13 protein-coding genes and 5 pseudogenes are annotated in these 17,260 nt (G+C 57.9%); 9 read left to right on the forward strand and 9 right to left on the reverse strand.

Annotated features, from left to right (window positions below):
* The first annotated feature begins 33 nt into the window (after positions 1–33).
* Positions 34–570, forward strand: coding sequence for a peroxiredoxin-like family protein (locus QA646_RS19890; protein WP_283059971.1), 537 nt, complete (start codon positions 34–36; stop codon positions 568–570).
* Here QA646_RS19890 and QA646_RS19895 read toward each other — a convergent pair.
* Positions 571–780: pseudogene (locus QA646_RS19895) on the reverse strand (DNA-3-methyladenine glycosylase I); the annotation flags it as partial.
* A 41-nt stretch (positions 781–821) separates the two neighbouring features.
* Between QA646_RS19895 and QA646_RS19900 the strand changes: the two are divergent.
* Complete coding sequence (locus tag QA646_RS19900) at positions 822–1,319, forward strand: trypsin-like serine protease (RefSeq protein ID WP_283059972.1); 498 nt, start codon at positions 822–824, stop codon at positions 1,317–1,319.
* A 177-nt stretch (positions 1,320–1,496) separates the two neighbouring features.
* On the opposite strand, the gene QA646_RS19905 is transcribed toward QA646_RS19900, so the two are convergent.
* Positions 1,497–1,958, reverse strand: coding sequence for a cupin domain-containing protein (locus tag QA646_RS19905; protein ID WP_283059973.1), 462 nt, complete (start codon positions 1,956–1,958; stop codon positions 1,497–1,499).
* A 108-nt stretch (positions 1,959–2,066) separates the two neighbouring features.
* Between QA646_RS19905 and QA646_RS19910 the strand changes: the two genes are divergently transcribed.
* Together QA646_RS19910 and QA646_RS19915 are read left to right on the forward strand one after the other, a co-directional pair.
* Entirely contained in the window at positions 2,067–3,224 is a 1,158-nt protein-coding gene (locus QA646_RS19910; RefSeq protein ID WP_283059974.1) for a winged helix-turn-helix domain-containing protein, read from the forward strand.
* Positions 3,149–3,622, forward strand: coding sequence for a hypothetical protein (locus tag QA646_RS19915; protein ID WP_283059975.1), 474 nt, complete (start codon positions 3,149–3,151; stop codon positions 3,620–3,622). Before QA646_RS19910 ends, QA646_RS19915 begins: the two co-directional genes overlap by 76 nt.
* A 198-nt stretch (positions 3,623–3,820) precedes the next feature.
* Here QA646_RS19915 and QA646_RS19920 read toward each other — a convergent pair whose 3' ends face one another.
* Positions 3,821–4,705 (reverse strand): LysR family transcriptional regulator, encoded by an 885-nt coding sequence (locus tag QA646_RS19920; RefSeq protein WP_283059976.1) that lies wholly within the window; start codon positions 4,703–4,705, stop codon positions 3,821–3,823.
* A 107-nt stretch (positions 4,706–4,812) separates the two neighbouring features.
* Here QA646_RS19920 and QA646_RS19925 point away from each other — a divergent pair, with 107 nt between their 5' ends.
* The 3 genes from QA646_RS19925 (at position 4,813) to QA646_RS19935 (ending at position 10,711) form a co-directional block, all read left to right on the forward strand.
* Positions 4,813–5,622, forward strand: coding sequence for a putative hydro-lyase (locus QA646_RS19925; RefSeq protein ID WP_283059977.1), 810 nt, complete (start codon positions 4,813–4,815; stop codon positions 5,620–5,622).
* Between the two features lie 77 nt (positions 5,623–5,699).
* Entirely contained in the window at positions 5,700–6,974 is a 1,275-nt protein-coding gene (locus QA646_RS19930; protein ID WP_283059978.1) for an MFS transporter, read from the forward strand.
* A 92-nt stretch (positions 6,975–7,066) separates the two neighbouring features.
* Positions 7,067–10,711, forward strand: a complete 3,645-nt coding sequence (locus QA646_RS19935) for a hydantoinase B/oxoprolinase family protein (RefSeq protein ID WP_283059979.1) — start codon at positions 7,067–7,069, stop codon at positions 10,709–10,711.
* A gap of 99 nt (positions 10,712–10,810) precedes the next feature.
* On the opposite strand, the gene QA646_RS19940 is transcribed toward QA646_RS19935, so the two are convergent.
* The 4 genes and pseudogenes from QA646_RS19940 to QA646_RS19955 form a co-directional block, all read right to left on the reverse strand.
* Positions 10,811–11,203, reverse strand: a complete 393-nt coding sequence (locus tag QA646_RS19940; RefSeq protein WP_283059980.1) for an HIT domain-containing protein — start codon at positions 11,201–11,203, stop codon at positions 10,811–10,813.
* A gap of 248 nt (positions 11,204–11,451) precedes the next feature.
* A pseudogene (locus QA646_RS19945) lies at positions 11,452–12,338 on the reverse strand (ATP-binding cassette domain-containing protein).
* Positions 12,338–12,802, reverse strand: a pseudogene (locus tag QA646_RS19950) (ABC transporter permease subunit); the annotation flags it as partial. The pseudogenes QA646_RS19950 and QA646_RS19945, both read right to left, overlap by 1 nt.
* Positions 12,801–13,109 (reverse strand): annotated as a pseudogene (locus tag QA646_RS19955) (extracellular solute-binding protein); the annotation flags it as partial. The pseudogenes QA646_RS19955 and QA646_RS19950, both read right to left, overlap by 2 nt.
* A gap of 214 nt (positions 13,110–13,323) precedes the next feature.
* On the opposite strand from QA646_RS19955, the gene QA646_RS19960 reads away from it, so the two are divergent.
* Positions 13,324–14,384, forward strand: a protein-coding gene (locus QA646_RS19960; RefSeq protein ID WP_283055739.1) for an IS630 family transposase whose coding sequence is annotated in 2 segments (ribosomal slippage) — positions 13,324–13,816 and positions 13,816–14,384 — 1,062 coding nt in all. Because the reading frame shifts where the segments join, the coding sequence is not laid out codon by codon here.
* A gap of 50 nt (positions 14,385–14,434) precedes the next feature.
* On the opposite strand, the pseudogene QA646_RS19965 reads toward QA646_RS19960, so the two are convergent.
* A pseudogene (locus tag QA646_RS19965) lies at positions 14,435–15,356 on the reverse strand (hydantoinase/carbamoylase family amidase).
* Complete coding sequence (locus QA646_RS19970) at positions 15,353–16,564, reverse strand: diaminopropionate ammonia-lyase (protein ID WP_283059982.1); 1,212 nt, start codon at positions 16,562–16,564, stop codon at positions 15,353–15,355. Before QA646_RS19970 ends, QA646_RS19965 begins: the two are co-directional and overlap by 4 nt.
* A 163-nt stretch (positions 16,565–16,727) precedes the next feature.
* On the opposite strand from QA646_RS19970, the gene QA646_RS19975 reads away from it, so the two are divergent.
* Positions 16,728–17,234, forward strand: a complete 507-nt coding sequence (locus QA646_RS19975) for an Lrp/AsnC family transcriptional regulator (RefSeq protein ID WP_283059983.1) — start codon at positions 16,728–16,730, stop codon at positions 17,232–17,234.
* Positions 17,235–17,260: the final 26 nt, after the last annotated feature.

Raw genomic sequence — 17,260 nt, forward strand, 5'->3', positions numbered from 1 at the left:
TGCGTCGGACGATTTATCTAAAGGAGTTGATCGATGTTGGTCCCGAGAGCACTGGCCCCCAACTTGACCGTCAAGACGCTTCGGCACGGAAAGTTCGATCTAACACGCGAAAATCCGTCGGTCATGACGCTCGTGTGCTTCTACCGTGGCCTTCACTGCCCCGTCTGCGGAAACTATCTCAAAGAGTTGGAGCGGCTGACGCCCGCCTTCGAAGAGCGTGGGGTGAGCACAATTGCCATAAGCTCCGACGGGGAGGAACGCGCCCGACAAATGGCTGACAAGGTGGGTGCCGAACACCTGCGCATCGGTTATGGCCTGTCCTTGGGCCTGGCTCGGCAATGGGGACTCTATATTTCCGCCTCGCGCGGAAAGACTTCGATCGCCATCGAGGAGCCTGCGCTCTTCTCGGAACCAGGCGTGTTCTTGATCAGGCCGGATCAGACCGTTTACTGGCTCTCGTTGCAATCCATGCCGTTCGCGCGGCCGAATTTCGCCGAGATGGTGCAGGCATTGGATTTCGTGATCAAAAACGACTACCCGGCGAGAGGCGAATATACGGGTGAGGCCTAATTAACTCGGGTTGGTCGCAGCCGGTCGCCGGAAGACGGCCCTGGCTACGATCACCTTGTCCCGGACGACGCAGCCTTCGGCGTGATCATTGACCAGGCCTATAGCCTGCATGAACGCGTAGACGGTGGTGGGGCCGACGGAGGATCAACCGCGCTTCTTGAGGTCTTTCGACATGGTGATGGACGCGGCCGAGACAGACGCCGTCTGTGGTGCCACCAGCCCGTTTGCTTTCGGCTCGATGTGCGTTCGAGGTGAGCGACGGCAAGGGATCGGCTTGGCACAAAGTCGATGTCCAATCTTTCGTTCATCCTGACGAGAGCCCCGAATCCTGGGACGATCCATTCGATTGGGTGGTGATGCGCCTGTCCGAACCTGTAACCGAATTCGAACCGTATCTTTTGCCTTCGAGACCTGTCTCAGTGGGCGATAAGATCACGACAGCCTCCATTCGGCAGGGCGACTTCTTGCCCGATGATTGGAACGAGCGTGTTCTGGGCGATTGCCGTGTCCGATCGGTCGAAAATACGGACGGTATCATTGCTAGTGGTCTTCGCACTGATTGTTCTGCTGACAAGGGATCATCGGGCAGTCCATTGCTTCGCGAAGGACCCGGAGGGTTGGAAGCCATCGGCATCACGACGTCCGGCACTAGTTCATGCCGAAAGTTTAGTCGCACGCGCTGCTATCCGTTTGCTGCGGATTTGGGGCCCGAACTGATCAAGGCCGTGCACAAACTTGCTGGAGACTAGGTCCCGAGCTTGGTGCTTGAACTGAATGGGCAGGTTTGCGATGCGAAGTTTTTTGGAAATGTAGGGTGGTCAGTTCTGATCCCTTCAACTGCAATCTACCGCTGATGTGCTCGCGGCGCTAACCTGGTTATCGGGGGGCTTCACGTCCCCCTAACTCATCGCGACTAAAACCTAAGCTCAAGTGCGTGTGGTTAAGGTTGAGAGCTGATCGGTGTCGTAGCGGCTTCGCAGATCGGCGAGGACTTCTGGATCGGGGGCGCCGTGTGCGGCAAGCTTCGCGAGCTCCTCGAAGTAATGCTCATGGCCGGGCGGTGAGACTGTCATCAACACCCGGGCTGGTTTCTCACTGACATTGGTAATGTTGTGCGGCACGCCCGGAGGGATGAACAAATAAGTTCCGGGCGCCGCACGGACGCTCCTGTCGCCGACGTGCCACTCACATTCGCCCTCGAGCAAGTAGAAGGTTTTTTCTTGCAGCCGATGAACATAGTACCCAGTGGCGAACCCCGGGGGAATCGTCCAATCGAACATGCTCGTGTGCTTAGTATTTTCGCCGGTGACGAGAAAGTGCATCGGATGACCGCGCAGTATCACTCCGTTCTTCTCATCGGGCATGCGGATGATGGCTTCGGCGCTCATTTTGGCCTCCATTGACAATGTGTTTGCTGCTGCGAATATCGGCACAAGGTCGGCGCCCGGTGCCGGAAAGTCGTGAATCCGTTCCTAAAAATCTGCTAAAAGTGCTGAATGATGATTGGGAGCGACATCTACCAGTTTGGCCCGTTCCGCCTCGACCCGGCGGCAGGCATTTTGTATCGAGGGGACGAGCCAACTATGCTTGGGCGTCACGCCGTCGCGCTGATGCGGCGGCTGCTCGATAACGCCGGAACACCGGTGTCGAAAGACGCGCTGGTCGAAGCCGGTTGGGGCGAATTGGCGGTCGCTGACAACAACTTAACGGTCCAAATCGCAGCCTTGCGCAGAGTGCTGGCGAAAGAGGATGCCAAGAGGTGGGTCGAGACGATACCGCGGAATGGCTATCGATATGTCGGGCCGGCAGTTGTCGCAAATGTTCGGGATGCGCCAATCGCCTACCGCGCCGCGCCAGTACTGGCACTTCCCGAGAAGCACTCGGTTGCTGTTCTGCCATTTTCGAACCTGAGCGGCGATCCGGAGCAGGAATATTTCGCCGATGGGATGGTCGACTACATTATCACCGGCCTTGCACGCATTAAGTGGCTGTTCGTCATCGCGCGAAATTCTAGCTTCGCCTATAAGGGGCGAATTGCGGACGTAAGACAGGTCGGCCGGGAGCTTGGGGTGCGCTATGTGCTGGAAGGCAGCGTGCGCAGATCTGGCGGCAGCGTGCGAGTGATCGGCCAGATGATCGATACGTCGACTGGAGCCCATGTATGGGCCGAACGCTATGACCGCAATTCCGCGGATATTTTTGCGCTTCAGGACGAGATTGCGCTCTCCGTAGTGGGTGCAATCGCGCCGAGCGTGCGAAAAGCAGAGATTGAACGTGTCAGGCGGAAACGGCCCGAAAGCCTTGATGCCTACGATCTCATGCTCCAGGCCCAGCCTGACGTTGATTCAGGGATGCTGGAGCAGGTGACAAGAGCGCTGACGCTTCTTGAGCGGGCTATTGCGCTCGAGCCTGCGTACGCATTGGCGCACGGCAATGCCGCGATGTGTCATCATTGTTTGTTTCTCCGCGCTGGCCTGCAGGAGGTCAATCGCATCGCCTCAATTCACCATGCCCGATTGGCTATCGCCAATGGCCAAGACGATGCACTGGCTCTAACATGGGCAGGGTTTTCGATCGTATGGATGCGCACGATCCCGCCGCTGCTTTCGCGGCGTTGGAGGCAGCGCTGGCAATCAGCCCGTCGTCGGCACTGACCTATATTCTCGGCAGCGTCGTTCTCGGCTGGAGTGGCGAGGCCGAGCGGGCAATAGAATGGAGTGAACGAGGCGTGCGGCTAAGCCTGTTTGATTCCTGGGTGTGGGCGGCGTTTGACGCGCAGGCAATGAGTCATCTGCTGCGCGGTCGCTATGAGGATAGCTGTCGCGCCTACAAGTCCGTCCAAGCCAATCCCGCACACAGCATCACTTATGTGCAGCTGGCTGCCGCGCTGGCCAAACTTGGTCGGCTGGACGAAGCAAGGGCGGCGGCGGCGCGCGTGCTTGAGCTCCAACCGTTCTTTCGCTACGGTCGGCAGTTTGCTGGGGTTAACTGTTCCCCAGAGCTCGCCTCAATACTCGGCGACGCCCTGCGTACCGCCAGATTGCTGGAATAGCGTCGCGTCAGGCAAGCCTAACGGGACCGCACGGAAGGCCAGGCAGACTTTATCAAGCATCTCATCCGCCTGCGCCGCATCGATGGTCTTTACCCATGTCGGATCGGACATCCAAATAGCCGGCGGGTCCAAAATCAAGATCTACGTGACGATCCATATCTTGGATCAGTCTGCTAATGATACCAATTGAAACCGCCGTCATCGATCTGCAACGACTCTCATTGCCATCGCGACAACCTCCTCGAGCGTTACTCGGTCCGGTGTACCGAGCCATCCGGCGACAAAATGGAGATCGGGGAGGTTAGCAGAGATATCTAGTTCTATGAGTGAACCGGAGGCAAGCTCCTCATGAACAATCTCGGATGGAATAACTGCAATGCCAATACTATCGAGCGCCATGCGCACCAGCGTGGAAAGCGATGAACTCGCGTAAATTCGCGGTGTCGGAAGATTTGGATTGGAAAACAGCTCAACGACCTGCACGTAGGGTTGCGTGTTCCGTGCGAAGGTTAGTATCGGCCATCGAGCCAGATCCGAAAGAGATCCACCGCCCAAATCGGCGCTGATGCGTGGGCTGGCTACAAAGCAAAGCGGAAAGCGACACAAAGGCTGCTGAATGACAGACGGCGCACTCAGCGGGCCCACCAAAAAGGCTAGGTCAATCTTTTGCTGCAACAGTCTCTCGCGCAGGTTTGTCGAAATATCCACCTCTATTTCCAGCGCAAGCTTCGGGTATGTCATGCTGACCTGTTCAAGAAAGGCGGGGAGCCACGTGTGAACTATGGTTTCGGCCACGCCAAGCTTGAAAATGCCATGTAGGCTCGAGCGATCGGCGACGGCATTCAGCATCTCCGCTCGTAGGCGAAGAAGGCGCTCCGCATAATCGAGGACTTCCCTGCCCGGAGGTGTCATGCAAAGGGCTCTGCTCGAGCGATCAAAGAGTTGTGTCCCAAGCTCTTCCTCCAATTGCGCCACTCGAACAGAAATGGCCGGCTGGGTCGTGTTCAGTTTGTCAGCGGCGGCTCTGAAACTTTGAAGGCGCGCAATCCAAACTACCGTTTCAAGTGCTTTGAAGTCGACCATAACTGACCCAACCTATAAATAAAATTTATCAAACGTGATCAAAAATGACAATTTGAAATCATCAGAAATTTAAACAATCCTCTTGCATGCCAATCAAGGGGATTTCGATGACAGCGCGACCTCATTTTGCATTCAATGTTCTTTTGACTCCGCAAGCGGTGCGCTCTGCCTGTCGGAGCGGGAGTTGGTCCAAGGAAACAAGTGGCATGGCGCCTGGCTATGTCCAGGCCAACCTCGTCATTCTGCCGAGCGCGCTCGCGGATGACTTCCTGCGCTTCTGCGTGCGTAACCAGAAATCATGTCCGCTAGTTGGCGTTTCCGATAAAGGGTCTCCGCATCTTCCAGATCTCGGCATCGACCTCGACATCCGAACGGACGCGCCGCAGTATCGCATCTGGGAGGACGGGAAACTCGTTGCTGAGCCGAATGACATCAGTGCATGGTGGAACGATGACCTTGTCACATTTGCGATTGGCTGTTCTTTCTCTTTCGAAGAAGCGCTAGTGGCTGAAGGAATCGCCCTTCGTCATGTCAATGAACAGCGCAACGTAGCGATGTACCGGACCAACATCATGTGCACACCCGTTGGGCCATTCTCTGGACCGATGATCGTTTCCATGCGTCCACTCAAGCCGGCCGATGCCATTCGAGCTGTCCAGATCACATCGCGCATGCCAGCCGTCCATGGCGCCCCCATACACATCGGGTTGCCGTCCGCCATTGGCATCGGCGACATTGAACAGCCGGACTATGGCGATCCGGTGAAGGTGATGCCGGATGAACTTCCGGTCTTTTGGGCATGCGGCGTCACGCCACAATCGGTCATCCAAACGGCGCGTCCCAACTTCGCGATCACGCACGCGCCAGGATGCATGCTCGTGACGGACAAGTCGAACTCGGAACTCACCGCATTCTAATGGATAAAAATGCCGACCGACGGCAGAGTCAAAGAAGCGGAACATAAAAACAGAATGATCTCAACAAGGGGAACAAAATGGCACACAATTCAGCAGTCGCAACGTCCACCCAGAGGCTAAGCTGGTATGGCGAACTCACGCCTTCTGGTAAGCGAACGTTCTGGGCCTGCTTCCTGGGGTATGCACTCGACGCCTTCGACGTCCAGATCTACAGCCTCGCCATACCGGCAATCGTCGCTAGTTTATCGCTCACGAACACGGATGTCGGCGTCATCGCGACCGTCACGCTTCTGGCGTCCGCATTTGGGGGATGGTTCGCCGGCATTCTGGCGGATCGTTTCGGTCGTGTGCGCACGCTTCAAGTTACCGTTGTCTGGTTTGCTTTTTTTACTTTTCTGAGCGGCTTTGCGCAAAATTTTGAGCAACTGCTGGTTTGTCGGGCTTTAATGGGCCTGGGTTTTGGCGGCGAATGGTCGGCAGGCGCCGTTTTGATGGCAGAAGTCATTGCCACGCGCCACCGTGGCAAAGCCGTCGGGATGGTGCAGAGTGCCTGGTCGGTTGGCTGGGGTGTCGCCGTGCTGCTGTCCACTGTCTTCTTCAGCCTGTTGTCGCAGGATGAAGCCTGGCGCATGCTTTTCTGGGCTGGCATTGCCCCAGCGATCGTGGCGATCATCGTGCGACGGTTCGTTCATGAACCGGAGGTCTATGTTGCATCTCGCACTCAGATTGCGGCGAGCGGAGGGGTCGCAAAGGTCGCGGAGATTTTCTCGCGGCCTCTGATCGGCCGCACCATGCTTCTGTCGCTGATGACGACCGGCGCCCAGGGTGGCTATTATGCCATCGCGACATGGCTGCCGAGCTTTCTTAAATCGGAAAAGCAATTGAGTGTGATCGGTAGCGGTGGTTACCTCGTCGTCATTATTCTGGGGTCCTTCTTCGGCTATGTCGTGGGTGCCTATCTTTCCGATGTTATCGGCCGCCGGAGAAAGTTTATTGTTTTTGCCGTAGGCGCGATATTGACGGTCATCACCTATACATATCTGCCGATCAGCAACAGTTTGATGCTCTTCCTGGGTTTTCCACTCGGCTTCTTCGCCTCGGGCATTTTCGCGGGCATGGGTGCCTTTCTGAGCGAGAATTTCGCCACACGGACACGTGCGGCCGGCCAGGGCTTCACCTATAATTTCGGTCGTGGAGTCGCGGCGATGAATCCAACGCTGGTAGGTTTGGCGACCGCGGTCATGCCGCTTGGCAAGGCAATCGCCATCTTTGCGGTGGTTGCCTATGCGCTTGTCATCCTCGCCGTACTCGCTCTCCCCGAGACGCACGGTCAGGATTTGCCGACGGACTGATTTCAAACGGCGAACTGCTTTCAGTCCATCAATCCTCGTTTCTTTCTCTTCATTATGACCAAAGAACCGCGCGCGGCGCGGAAGGATGAACCATGACTAAAACACACTGGGACTTTTGGATCGACCGTGGCGGCACGTTTACGGACGTCATCGGGCGCGATCCTCATGGACGGCTGCATGCGCGTAAGATGTTGTCTGAAAATCCCGGCGCCTATCGCGATGCTGCCGTGGCCGGGATTCGTGTTCTACTGGGGCTTTGCGACGGAGAGCCGATCCCGAGCGGGGCGATCGGGGAGGTAAGGATGGGCACCACGGTCGCAACCAACGCCTTGCTCGAGCGCAAGGGAGAACCGACGGCACTCGTTACGACCCGCGGCTTTCGCGATGCTCTTGAAATCGGATATCAGGCCCGATCTGATATTTTCGCCAAGCGCATCGTGAAACCCGAGCTCCTATACGGCTTCGTTGCCGAGCTCGACGAGCGCGTGCTCTCGGACGGCACGGTCGACAAGGAGCTAGACGAGGGCGAAGTTCGCGCAATCCTCGAAGACATCCGGGCGCGACAATTTCATGCGGTCGCAATTGTTTTGATGCACGCCTATCGTTTTCCGGGCCATGAGCAAACAGTGGCCCGGATCGCACGCGAGATTGGCTTTGCCCAAGTTTCCGTAAGTCACGAAGTTTCGCCACTCGTGAAGTTCGTCGGACGCGGCGATACAACGGTCGTGGATGCCTATCTCTCACCGGTCCTCCGCCGCTACGTCGCCCAAGTTGCTGATGAGCTTGATATCGATCGAACCGGTGTTCGGTTGACGTTCATGGCCTCATCGGGCGGCTTAACCGCTGCCGACCTCTTCCAAGGCAAGGATGCAATTCTCTCCGGTCCGGCAGGAGGCGTTGTCGCGCTTGCACAGACGGCCGCGGATGCCGGTTTTTCGAAAGTTATCGGCTTCGATATGGGCGGCACCTCGACGGACGTCGCGCACTATGACGGAGAATACGAGCGCGCTTTCGAAACTGAAGTTGCCGGAGTGCGCATGCGTGCCCCCATGATGCAAATCCATACGGTCGCCGCTGGTGGAGGCTCGCTGCTTCAATATGACGGATCCCGGTTCCGCGTCGGGCCGGATTCGGCTGGCGCCAATCCTGGTCCCAAAGGCTACCGCAAGGGAGGCCCCTTGGCCGTCACGGACGCCAATATTATGGTCGGAAAGCTGATGCCCGAGATGTTCCCAGCGATCTTTGGTGAGAATCAGGACCAACTTCTCGATTATGAGTCCGTCAAAACGGCCTTCGAGAGCCTCGCCGAAGAGATCGGTGACGGTCGAAGCGGAGAAGCGGTCGCAGACGGGTTCCTAAAAATAGCAGTCGCCAATATGGCGGAGGCGGTTAAGAAAATTTCCATCGCCCGCGGCTATGATGTCAGCGGCTATGCACTCAACGCCTTCGGCGGAGCCAGCGGTCAGCATGCCTGCCTCGTGGCCGACGCATTGGGCATGACAAATGTGCTTATTCATCCCTTTTCAGGTCTTTTGTCGGCCTATGGCATGGGGCTTGCGGACGTTCGCGCGATGCGGCAAGCCTCTCTCGATATGCCGCTCTCTGCCGGAAACGTCGAAGCTATGGTCAAGGCAGCGCGATCGCTATGCGACGAGGCAAGTCGGGAGGTATCGGCACAGGGTATCGCCACTACGGACATTGCCGTTCATGTTCGCTTGCACCTCCGATATGCCGACGCCGACACCACACTTGAGATCGGCGTCGGGCGAATGAGCCCATCGGCCGAGGCAATTGGTGCACATCTGTTCGACCTAGAGGTCTTGCGCACCGCGTTTGAGGCGGCTCACAAAGCGCGGTTCGGCTTTCTGGACCAGACCAAGTCTCTGATCCTCGAAACGCTTTCCGTTGAGGCCGTCGGCGGCAATCGCGAGATCAACCATGAACCGACGCTGGTCAGTGCTGATGCGCAACCGGAGCCGACAACGCAAACCCGTTTTTTCTCGGATGGGAAATGGCAGAACGCTTCGGTCTACCGCCGCGAAAGGCTATCAGCCGGCCACGTCATCAAAGGACCGGCCTTGCTGATCGAACCAAACCAGACCGTGGTCGTGGAAGAGGGTTGGACCGCCACGCTGACGGCAAAGGATCACATTGTCCTCGAACGTACTGCTACTGGGGCCAAGCCCATGGCTCTCGGCACTACGGCCGATCCCGTCATGCTCGAGATTTTCAGCAATCTCTTCATGTCGATTGCCGAGCAAATGGGATTTACGCTTCAAAACACGGCCTCCTCCGTCAACATAAAAGAACGCCTCGATTTTTCTTGTGCGATCTTTGATTGCAACGGCGCTCTCGTCGCCAACGCCCCACACGTTCCGGTGCATCTTGGGTCAATGGATCGCTCTGTCGAGGCGATCATTGCCGGCAACACCATGATCCGTCCGGGCGACGTTTTCGCCATCAATGCGCCATATAACGGCGGGACGCACTTGCCGGACATTACCGTCTGCACGCCGATCTTCGACGAACTTGGCAGCAATATTCGGTTTTGGGTGGCCTCACGAGGCCATCATGCCGATATCGGTGGAACTGCGCCGGGATCTATGTCGCCTGAGGCACGTACTATTGAGGAGGAGGGCGTCTATATCGACAACTTCAAACTCGTCGACCAGGGACGGTTCAGGACTGAGGAATTGATCGAGTTGCTGACCAGCGCCCGCTATCCAGTTCGAAACGTCGTCCAAAACATCGCCGATCTGAAGGCGCAAATCGCCGCCAATCAGAAGGGCGCCGACGAACTCAAGAAAATGGCAGCACAATATGGTATCGACACCGTGCAGGCCTATATGTCACATGTGCAGGACAATGCCGCCGAGAACGTGCGACGTTTGATTGCTCGTTTGCACGATTGTGAATTCACCTATCCCATGGATCAAGGTTGCGAGATCAAGGTTCGCATCGCTATCGATCGCGAACGACGTCAAGCCACCGTCGATTTTTCCGGCACGTCCCCGCAGCAGCCAGACAATTTCAACGCACCCGAACCGATCACCCGTGCCGCGGTTCTGTATGTCTTTCGTGTCATGCTGGAGGACCAGGTCCCGATGAACGCCGGCTGTCTGCGACCTATAAAAATCATTGTTCCAGAAGGATCGATGCTTGCGCCTCGCCACCCTGCTGCCGTTGTCGCGGGCAATGTGGAGGTCAGTCAAGCGGTGACGAACTGCCTGTTCGGTGCTCTGGGAACATTAACCGCGTCGCAAGGCACGATGAATAACCTGACCTTTGGGGATGCTGAACACCAATATTATGAAACCCTGTGCTCCGGTGCACCCGCAGGCGCCGGTTTCGGTGGGGTAGCGGGCGTCCACACCCACATGACAAATTCGCGGCTCACAGATCCTGAAATTCTCGAATTGCGGTTTCCGGTCGTGCTCGAGGATTTCCATATCCGATCCGGTTCTGGAGGCAACGGCAAATGGAAGGGCGGGGATGGGACGAGCCGCACCATCCGTTTCCGCCGTTCGATGCAGTGCGCGATCCTTTCGGGTCATCGTCGGATTCAGCCGTTCGGGCTTGCAGGCGGTGAACCCGGAGAGGTGGGGAAAAATCTGATCCGGCGCGTGAATGGGCGTACGGAGACCCTGCTCGGCTGCGTGCAAACTGTCGTCGAGGCGGGCGAGGCGATCACGATCATCACGCCGACCAGCGGTGGCTACGGATCCCCCGTGGAATAAGTTGCCCGCATCTGCCTGCGAGACACTCGTCGCGGGGGATGATACCAGGCGCCGCCGCCAATGGCGTTCCCGCAGTCCGCCCATTGCAAACATGAAGACTTATCGTCGTGTCCTTCTACGATTCTCTTCATGTTTGAGATGATGGCGTATTCCTTGTCCTGCGAAAGGCTCATCCGAAAACCGTCCGATGATGTGAAGATGGACATGGGGGACGGTCTGCCCCGCAACCTGTCCGATGTTCCATCCGACGTTGTAGCCTTGCGGCCCCTCCACATCGAGGAGCAGCTTGGCTCTGTTGACAAGATCGAATGTGTCGAGCCACTCGTTTTGAGTTAAGTCGAAGACCGCAGCGACGTGCCGAAAGGGAATGATCATTCCCGAGCATCGCAGCACCGGATCAAGGCTGCGTAGGAAATATGCGCTGCGGTTTTCCAGCAAAGTAGCCTGCTTGCCAGAACGATTGGAAAGACAAAAGGGACACCGTGAGATCATGCTTGGACTCCAGGATAGCTTACGGCAGACCTGAGCATAGAGGCGAAGAGTTTGTGAAGACACGATGCCGCAATGGCCGCAAATGGCACGACCTTGGTTTGATTTCTTGCACATGCTAGATAGGGGCGGCTGAGACCGGTGCCATGCCCGAGCGCCGCCTCAGCAACCTCGCAACCGCAGCCAGAAATTGAGCGCCAGCTATGACGGCTGGATCAAACCCGAACGTTGCGCACACACGTGCAAGTCCGTCACCAACGCCGATCTTGTCTGTTTCCCTCGCGGTCAAAGAAATGCAGGTTCTCGGCAGACGCCGCGATGACCAGCTCGGAATCGATCGCTAACCGGGAGCGACCAGGGACACGAAAGACAACGGTCTGGCCGTCATGCAGGCTGCCATAGACGTAACTTTCCGCGCCCACCAACTCCACTGCCTGGACGCGAGCAGGGGCACTGAAGGCAGCGTCACGTATCTTATCGGCGAGGCGAAAGTCCTCCGGCCGGATTCCGATTGTCACATCGCAGGCATTCTGGCTTCCGGCTGAGGTCAGGACGGCACCGCTTTTTTCCGTGATCCTGTGGTCGCCAGCGATCGCTGCAGGCGCTTGATCTCAACGCGCATCTGCACGCGCAACTTCGCATCGAGATTTGACAGTGGCTCGTCGAACAAAAAAGCAGCCGGCTCGCGGACGATGGCGCGGCCCATCGCCACACGCTGCCGCTGACCGCCGGAGAGCTGACGTGGTTTGCGCTCAAGGAAGGGTTCGATCTCGAGCGAGCGAGCTGCTGATTGGATGCGCTGCTCTATCTCGGCTGTTGGGACATTCCTGTTCTTTAGGCCATATGCCAGATTCTGGCGGACGGTCATATGCGGATAAAGCGCGTAGTTCTGGAAGACCATGGCAATGTCGCGCTCTGAGGGTTCCAGATGATTGACGACGCGACCGCCTATGTTGATTTCGCCGGATGTGATGGCTTCCAGGCCCGCGATCATACGCAAGAGCGTGGACTTGCCGCATCCGGAAGGTCCGACCAGCACGACAAGTTCGCCATCGGCGATATCGAGCGACACGCCCTTGATTGCATCGACGTTGCCGCCATAGCTTTTGCGGACATCCTTGAGGGTAATCCCAGCCATTACTTCTCCGTTTCCACCAGACCTTTGACGAACCAGCGCTGCATCAGCACCACGACGAGAATGGGCGGGATGATCGCCAGGATCGCCGTCACCATCACGAAATTCCAGGGCGTCGCCGCGTCTGCGAAATCCACCATTTTCCTGAGCCCGATGATGATCGTCGACATCTTCGCGTCATTGGTGACGAGGAGCGGCCACAAATATTGCGTCCAGCCATAGATGAAGAGGATCACGAACAGGGCGGCGATATTGGTCTTCGACAGTGGCAGCAGAATATCGCGCATGAAGCGGAAGGGACCGGCATTGTCGATGCGGGCGGCCTCCAGCAATTCACCCGGCACCGTCAGAAAGAATTGCCGGAACAGGAAGGTCGCCGTTGCTGACGCCATCAGCGGCAGTGTCAGGCCGGCATAGGTGTCGATCATGCCGAGATCGACGATGACCTTGTAGGTCGGCAGGATGCGTGAAGCCACAGGACGACGCTCCGCTCGACTTGATCTTCTTGGCGGCGTCGAAGACTTCCGGCCAGGTTTTTGGCGGATTCTGCGGATCGAGTCCCGCTTTCTTGAAGGTGTCCTTGTTGTAGTAGAGGATCGGCGACGAGGAATTATAGGGGAACGACAGCATCGTGCCGTCGGCCTTGGAATAGTAGGAGACTATGCCCGGCAAATATTGTGATTTGTCGAACGCGTAGCCACCCTTCTTCAGCACATCGGCCGCGGGCATGATTGCACCCTCGGCGCCCATCATCACGCCGCTGCCGGCGTCGAAGGACCTGTAGGATGGCCGGCGACCTATCAGCGACCCCTTGGACGAACCGCGTTCGCAAGGAATCAGGAACTCATCGGATTTTCTGTCGTTTCCTGGTTCAGGCGGGAGTTGCGCTGTTCCTGTTGATATCTCATACCGAGGCTCAATGATGTTGACTCAACGGATTCCGTTTTTGGTCAAATCATGATTCAACATGGCGGAAGGAGATTTCGCCATGGGAACAGCACTGAAGATCCGCGAGGACTATACGGCTGATGAATTGCGTCGGCTGGCGAGGCAGAGCCGGGATGCAGATTGGTCCCGCCGGTTGCTTGCCTTGTCGGTCATTTACGAGGGCGGTTCGCGGAGCCAGGCGGCGTCGATTGGCGGGGTGGGTTTGCAGATCATCCGCGATTGGGTTGAGCGTTTCAATCTGCACGGTCCTGATGGTCTGAAGACAGGCAAGGCGACGGGGCGGGAGCCCTTGCTCGATGACAAGCAGCGCAAGGCGCTTGCCGAGGCGGTCGAGAAAGGTCCTGTTCCCTATCTCGATGGCGTCGTGCGCTGGAGGCTCGTTGATCTGGTGCAATGGCTTTGGCAGGAGCATCGTGTCTTGGTGAGCCGCCAGACGCTGGGGCGCGAGTTGAATGCCATGGGCTATCGCAAACTCACCGCACGTCCCAAGCACCATGCACAAGACCCGCAAGCGATCGAGGAATTTAAAAAAACTTCCCCGCCGCAGTGGCGGAAATCGCTGCCGGAGCCGCTAAAGGAAAACGAATAGAAATCTGGTTCCAGGACGAAGCCCGCATCGGCCAGAAGAACAAGATCACCCGTCGCTGGGCCAAGCGCGGAACACGGCCCTCAGCGCCGCACGACCAGCGCACGAGATCGGCCTATATCTTCGGTGCGATTTGCCCGAAGCTCGGCAAGGCCGCCGCACTCGTCATGCCGTGGTGCGACACCTATGCCATGAACCAGCATCTGATGGAAATCTCCCGCCATGTCGCCGAAGACGCCCACGCTATCCTCATCATGGATCAGGCGGGCTGGCACATGTCCAACAATCTCACCGTGCCCGAAAACGTCACCATCTTGCCGCTGCCGCCAAAGTCGCCCGAACTCAACCCGGTTGAAAACCTCTGGCAGTTCATGCGCGAAAACTGGCTCTCCAACCGCGTCTTCAAATCTTACGAGGACATCGTCGATCACTGCTGCGATGCTTGGCACAAGCTCCAACGCCAGCCTTGGCGCGTCATGTCAATCGGCCACAGAAAATGGGCCGATGAGTTCTAATCATTGAGCGTTGGTATCACAGGGCGTCCGGAGAGGAGAAGCCTCCACGGCTAACGCTGCGATCGGTGTGCCTTTACCGTGAGCTTCCGGCCAACATCCAGGAGCATGTTGGCCCCCGCAATCAAGTCCGCATCGGGTGTACTTTCCTTCGGATTGTGGCTGATACCGCCAATGCTGGGGACGAAGATCATCGCAGCGGGCGCGATCCTCGCGATCATCTGGGCATCATGCCCGGCACCGGAGGTCATGCGCCGGCAGGGGCGGCCGCGACTCTTCGCAGCGCATTCGATCATCTCGACGATATTGCGATCGAACCGCACCGGCTCGAAACGAGCCAGACGTTCGACTTTGATCGAGACGCCTCCCTGCTGTTCAAGCTCCTCCAGAAAGGCAGCCAGCGCGGCCTCTTCCTGCTGCAGGCGGCTCTCGTCCGGATCCCGCAGATCGACGGTGAAAACAGCCCGTGACGGGATGACGTTGATGGCGTTTGGCTGGAACTCCATGCATCCGACCATAGCGACGGTCGGGGTATTCGAGTTCTTCGCCCGATCCCAAAGGAAGGTAATGACTCTTGCGGCGACATAGCCAGCGTCGCGTCTCCTCGAGATCGGCGTGGTTCGCGTCGCCCTCGATCGTCACCTTTTGCCAGGATATGCCCTTCAGGTTTTCGACGGCACCGATCTGGACGCCTTCGCGTTCAAGCACCGGACCCTGCTCGATGTGCAGCTCGATATAGGCATACGGACGCATGAAGCCCGGTTCATGCTCTCCATTATAGCCGATGCGTTCCAGTTCGCTGCCAAGGACGCTGTCGTCCGTGCCGACCGTCGCCAGCGCGATCTCGACATCGAGCTCGCCCGCGGAGTCCGTAGCGGCGAGACGGACGAGTTGACCAGTGCCATCGCGGCCGACGTTTCCGAGTTCCGCGAGACGGCCAAGCAGCCGTTCGGGGTTGATGGAGTTGTCGCTCATCCCACGACCTCCTCTGCATTCTTCGACAGCACGTCTGATGGCGTCGCTCCGACGATCTTTTCGTAAAGGTTCGGATCCGTCGCGCCTTCGGTGTTGATCAGGAATATGCGCGACTGCTGGCTGAGACCGATCTTGTCGCGCAGTGCCTTGTCGGCGGCCAGGTTCAGAAGGGCAGCGAGCCCGACGCCGCCGCTTTCGCCCGCGACCACCGCGGGGTCGGAGCCTCTGGGATTGGCCAGGAGCTTCATGGCCGCGATCGCCTCGGAATCTTCGACGGTCATGAATGCATCGGCGGCATGCGAAAGGATGCGCCAGGCGACCAAGGACGGCTCGTAGCATTCAAGCATCGCCATCACCGTTGCTTCGCCATGCTCGATCTTGACTGGATGACCGGCACGAGCGGTCTCGAAAAGGCAGGCTGCGCGAGACGGATCAACGACGACGAAGTAGGGGCGAGCGTCACCGAAGAGGATGGAGAAATGGCCGGCCACCGTCGCAGCGATGCCGCCGACACCTGCCTGAACGAACACATGGGTCGGTGGCTCCGGCATCTGCCGAAGTGCTTCGCTGAGAAGGGCGGTGTATCCTTGCATGACGAAGCCGGGGATGCGTTCGTAGCCGGGCCAGGACGTGTCCGAGACGGTGATCCAGCCCTTTTCTTCGGCAACACGGGCGGCCTCGCGAACCGAGTCGTCGTAGTTGCCGCTCACGCGGATCATGTCGGCCCCGTAGCGTGCGATTGCGGCAACGCGTTGTGCGCTGACGCCCGAGTGGACGAAGATCGAGCATTTCGCGCCGACGAGTTGCGCGCCCATGGCCACCGAGCGGCCATGGTTTCCGTCGGTTGCGCAGGCGAATGTCATCTTGGCGGCCACGGCCTTCACGTCGCCCTTGGGCAGCTCGGAAACGTCAACTTCTCGACCAAGCGCCTTCGAGGCTTCCTCAAGCACAAGCCGGATTACGGCATAGGAGCCGCCAAGCGCCTTGAAGCTTCCAAGGCCGAGCCGATGACCTTCGTCCTTGATGAGAACCGACCCAACGCCGATTTCGCGCGCGAGTGCCGGCAGGGATACCAGGGGAGTGACCTTGTGGTTTTCGCGATGTTTCAGGAAGCGCTCGACTTCGTTTGCTGCATGGACACTCAGAATGTCGGCGTCTGCGGCCTGCAAGGGCGTACGATGATCGGCTTGGTCATTCAGGATGAACATTGTCGAAGCGTCCTCTTCGAGTTGACAGTGAATAACAATTACTTCATCTCGACTGAGAAAAGCGCTCCATTTTGGGGCCACTTATGCAACATTCGCTCGCTATGGCGGCGAAGCTTGAATTGCCCGTGAAGATGAAATCCCAGAGTCCACCGAGGAACGGAACATGCCGAAAAAGGTGCCTGCCGACATGATCGAGCTCGATCGCTTCGATCTCGCGATCCTCGAAATTCTGCAGCGCGACAACAAAACGCCGCAGCGGTTGATCGCGGAGCTGATCGGCCTTTCCGCCCCGGCGATCCAGCGGCGTGTGAAACGGATGGAGGAGACCGGGACGATCATGGCCAATGTCGCGGTCGTCAACCCTTCACACGTTCGCCAAGAGATCACGGTGTTCGTCGAAGTGGAGATGAATAACGAGTATCAGGACATGCACGACCAGGCCAAGAAGGCCTTTGGCGAAGCGCCCGAGGTGCAGCAGTGCTACTACGTCACCGGGGAGGTGGACTTTATTCTCTTGGTCGTCGTCCGGACGATGGCGGACTACGAGGCCATGACCAGACGCTTGTTCTTCGCCAACAACAACGTCAAGCGCTTCCGCAGCTTCGTCGCGATGGACAGGGTGAAAGTAGGCCTGAACGTTCCTCTGGATACTCGGCGAGACCGCATCTGAGGGGCGGCTCGTGGTGGTTGTCTCGA

The organism is Rhizobium sp. CB3090 (genome assembly GCF_029714285.1).
Classification (GTDB): Bacteria; Pseudomonadota; Alphaproteobacteria; order Rhizobiales; family Rhizobiaceae; genus Rhizobium.

What these genes read in the sequence shown, in the direction of transcription:
- QA646_RS19940 (WP_283059980.1), bottom strand. Translation starts at nt 11,203, where the DNA reads ATGATCTCACGGTGTCCCTTTTGTCTTTCCAATCGTTCTGGCAAGCAG.
- QA646_RS19935 (WP_283059979.1), top strand. Translation starts at nt 7,067, where the DNA reads ATGACTAAAACACACTGGGACTTTTGGATCGACCGTGGCGGCACGTTT.
- QA646_RS19890 (WP_283059971.1), top strand. Translation starts at nt 34, where the DNA reads ATGTTGGTCCCGAGAGCACTGGCCCCCAACTTGACCGTCAAGACGCTT.
- QA646_RS19930 (WP_283059978.1), top strand. Translation starts at nt 5,700, where the DNA reads ATGGCACACAATTCAGCAGTCGCAACGTCCACCCAGAGGCTAAGCTGG.
- QA646_RS19905 (WP_283059973.1), bottom strand. Translation starts at nt 1,958, where the DNA reads ATGAGCGCCGAAGCCATCATCCGCATGCCCGATGAGAAGAACGGAGTG.
- QA646_RS19915 (WP_283059975.1), top strand. Translation starts at nt 3,149, where the DNA reads ATGGATGCGCACGATCCCGCCGCTGCTTTCGCGGCGTTGGAGGCAGCG.
- QA646_RS19970 (WP_283059982.1), bottom strand. Translation starts at nt 16,564, where the DNA reads ATGTTCATCCTGAATGACCAAGCCGATCATCGTACGCCCTTGCAGGCC.
- QA646_RS19975 (WP_283059983.1), top strand. Translation starts at nt 16,728, where the DNA reads ATGCCGAAAAAGGTGCCTGCCGACATGATCGAGCTCGATCGCTTCGAT.
- QA646_RS19910 (WP_283059974.1), top strand. Translation starts at nt 2,067, where the DNA reads ATGATGATTGGGAGCGACATCTACCAGTTTGGCCCGTTCCGCCTCGAC.
- QA646_RS19920 (WP_283059976.1), bottom strand. Translation starts at nt 4,705, where the DNA reads ATGGTCGACTTCAAAGCACTTGAAACGGTAGTTTGGATTGCGCGCCTT.
- QA646_RS19925 (WP_283059977.1), top strand. Translation starts at nt 4,813, where the DNA reads ATGACAGCGCGACCTCATTTTGCATTCAATGTTCTTTTGACTCCGCAA.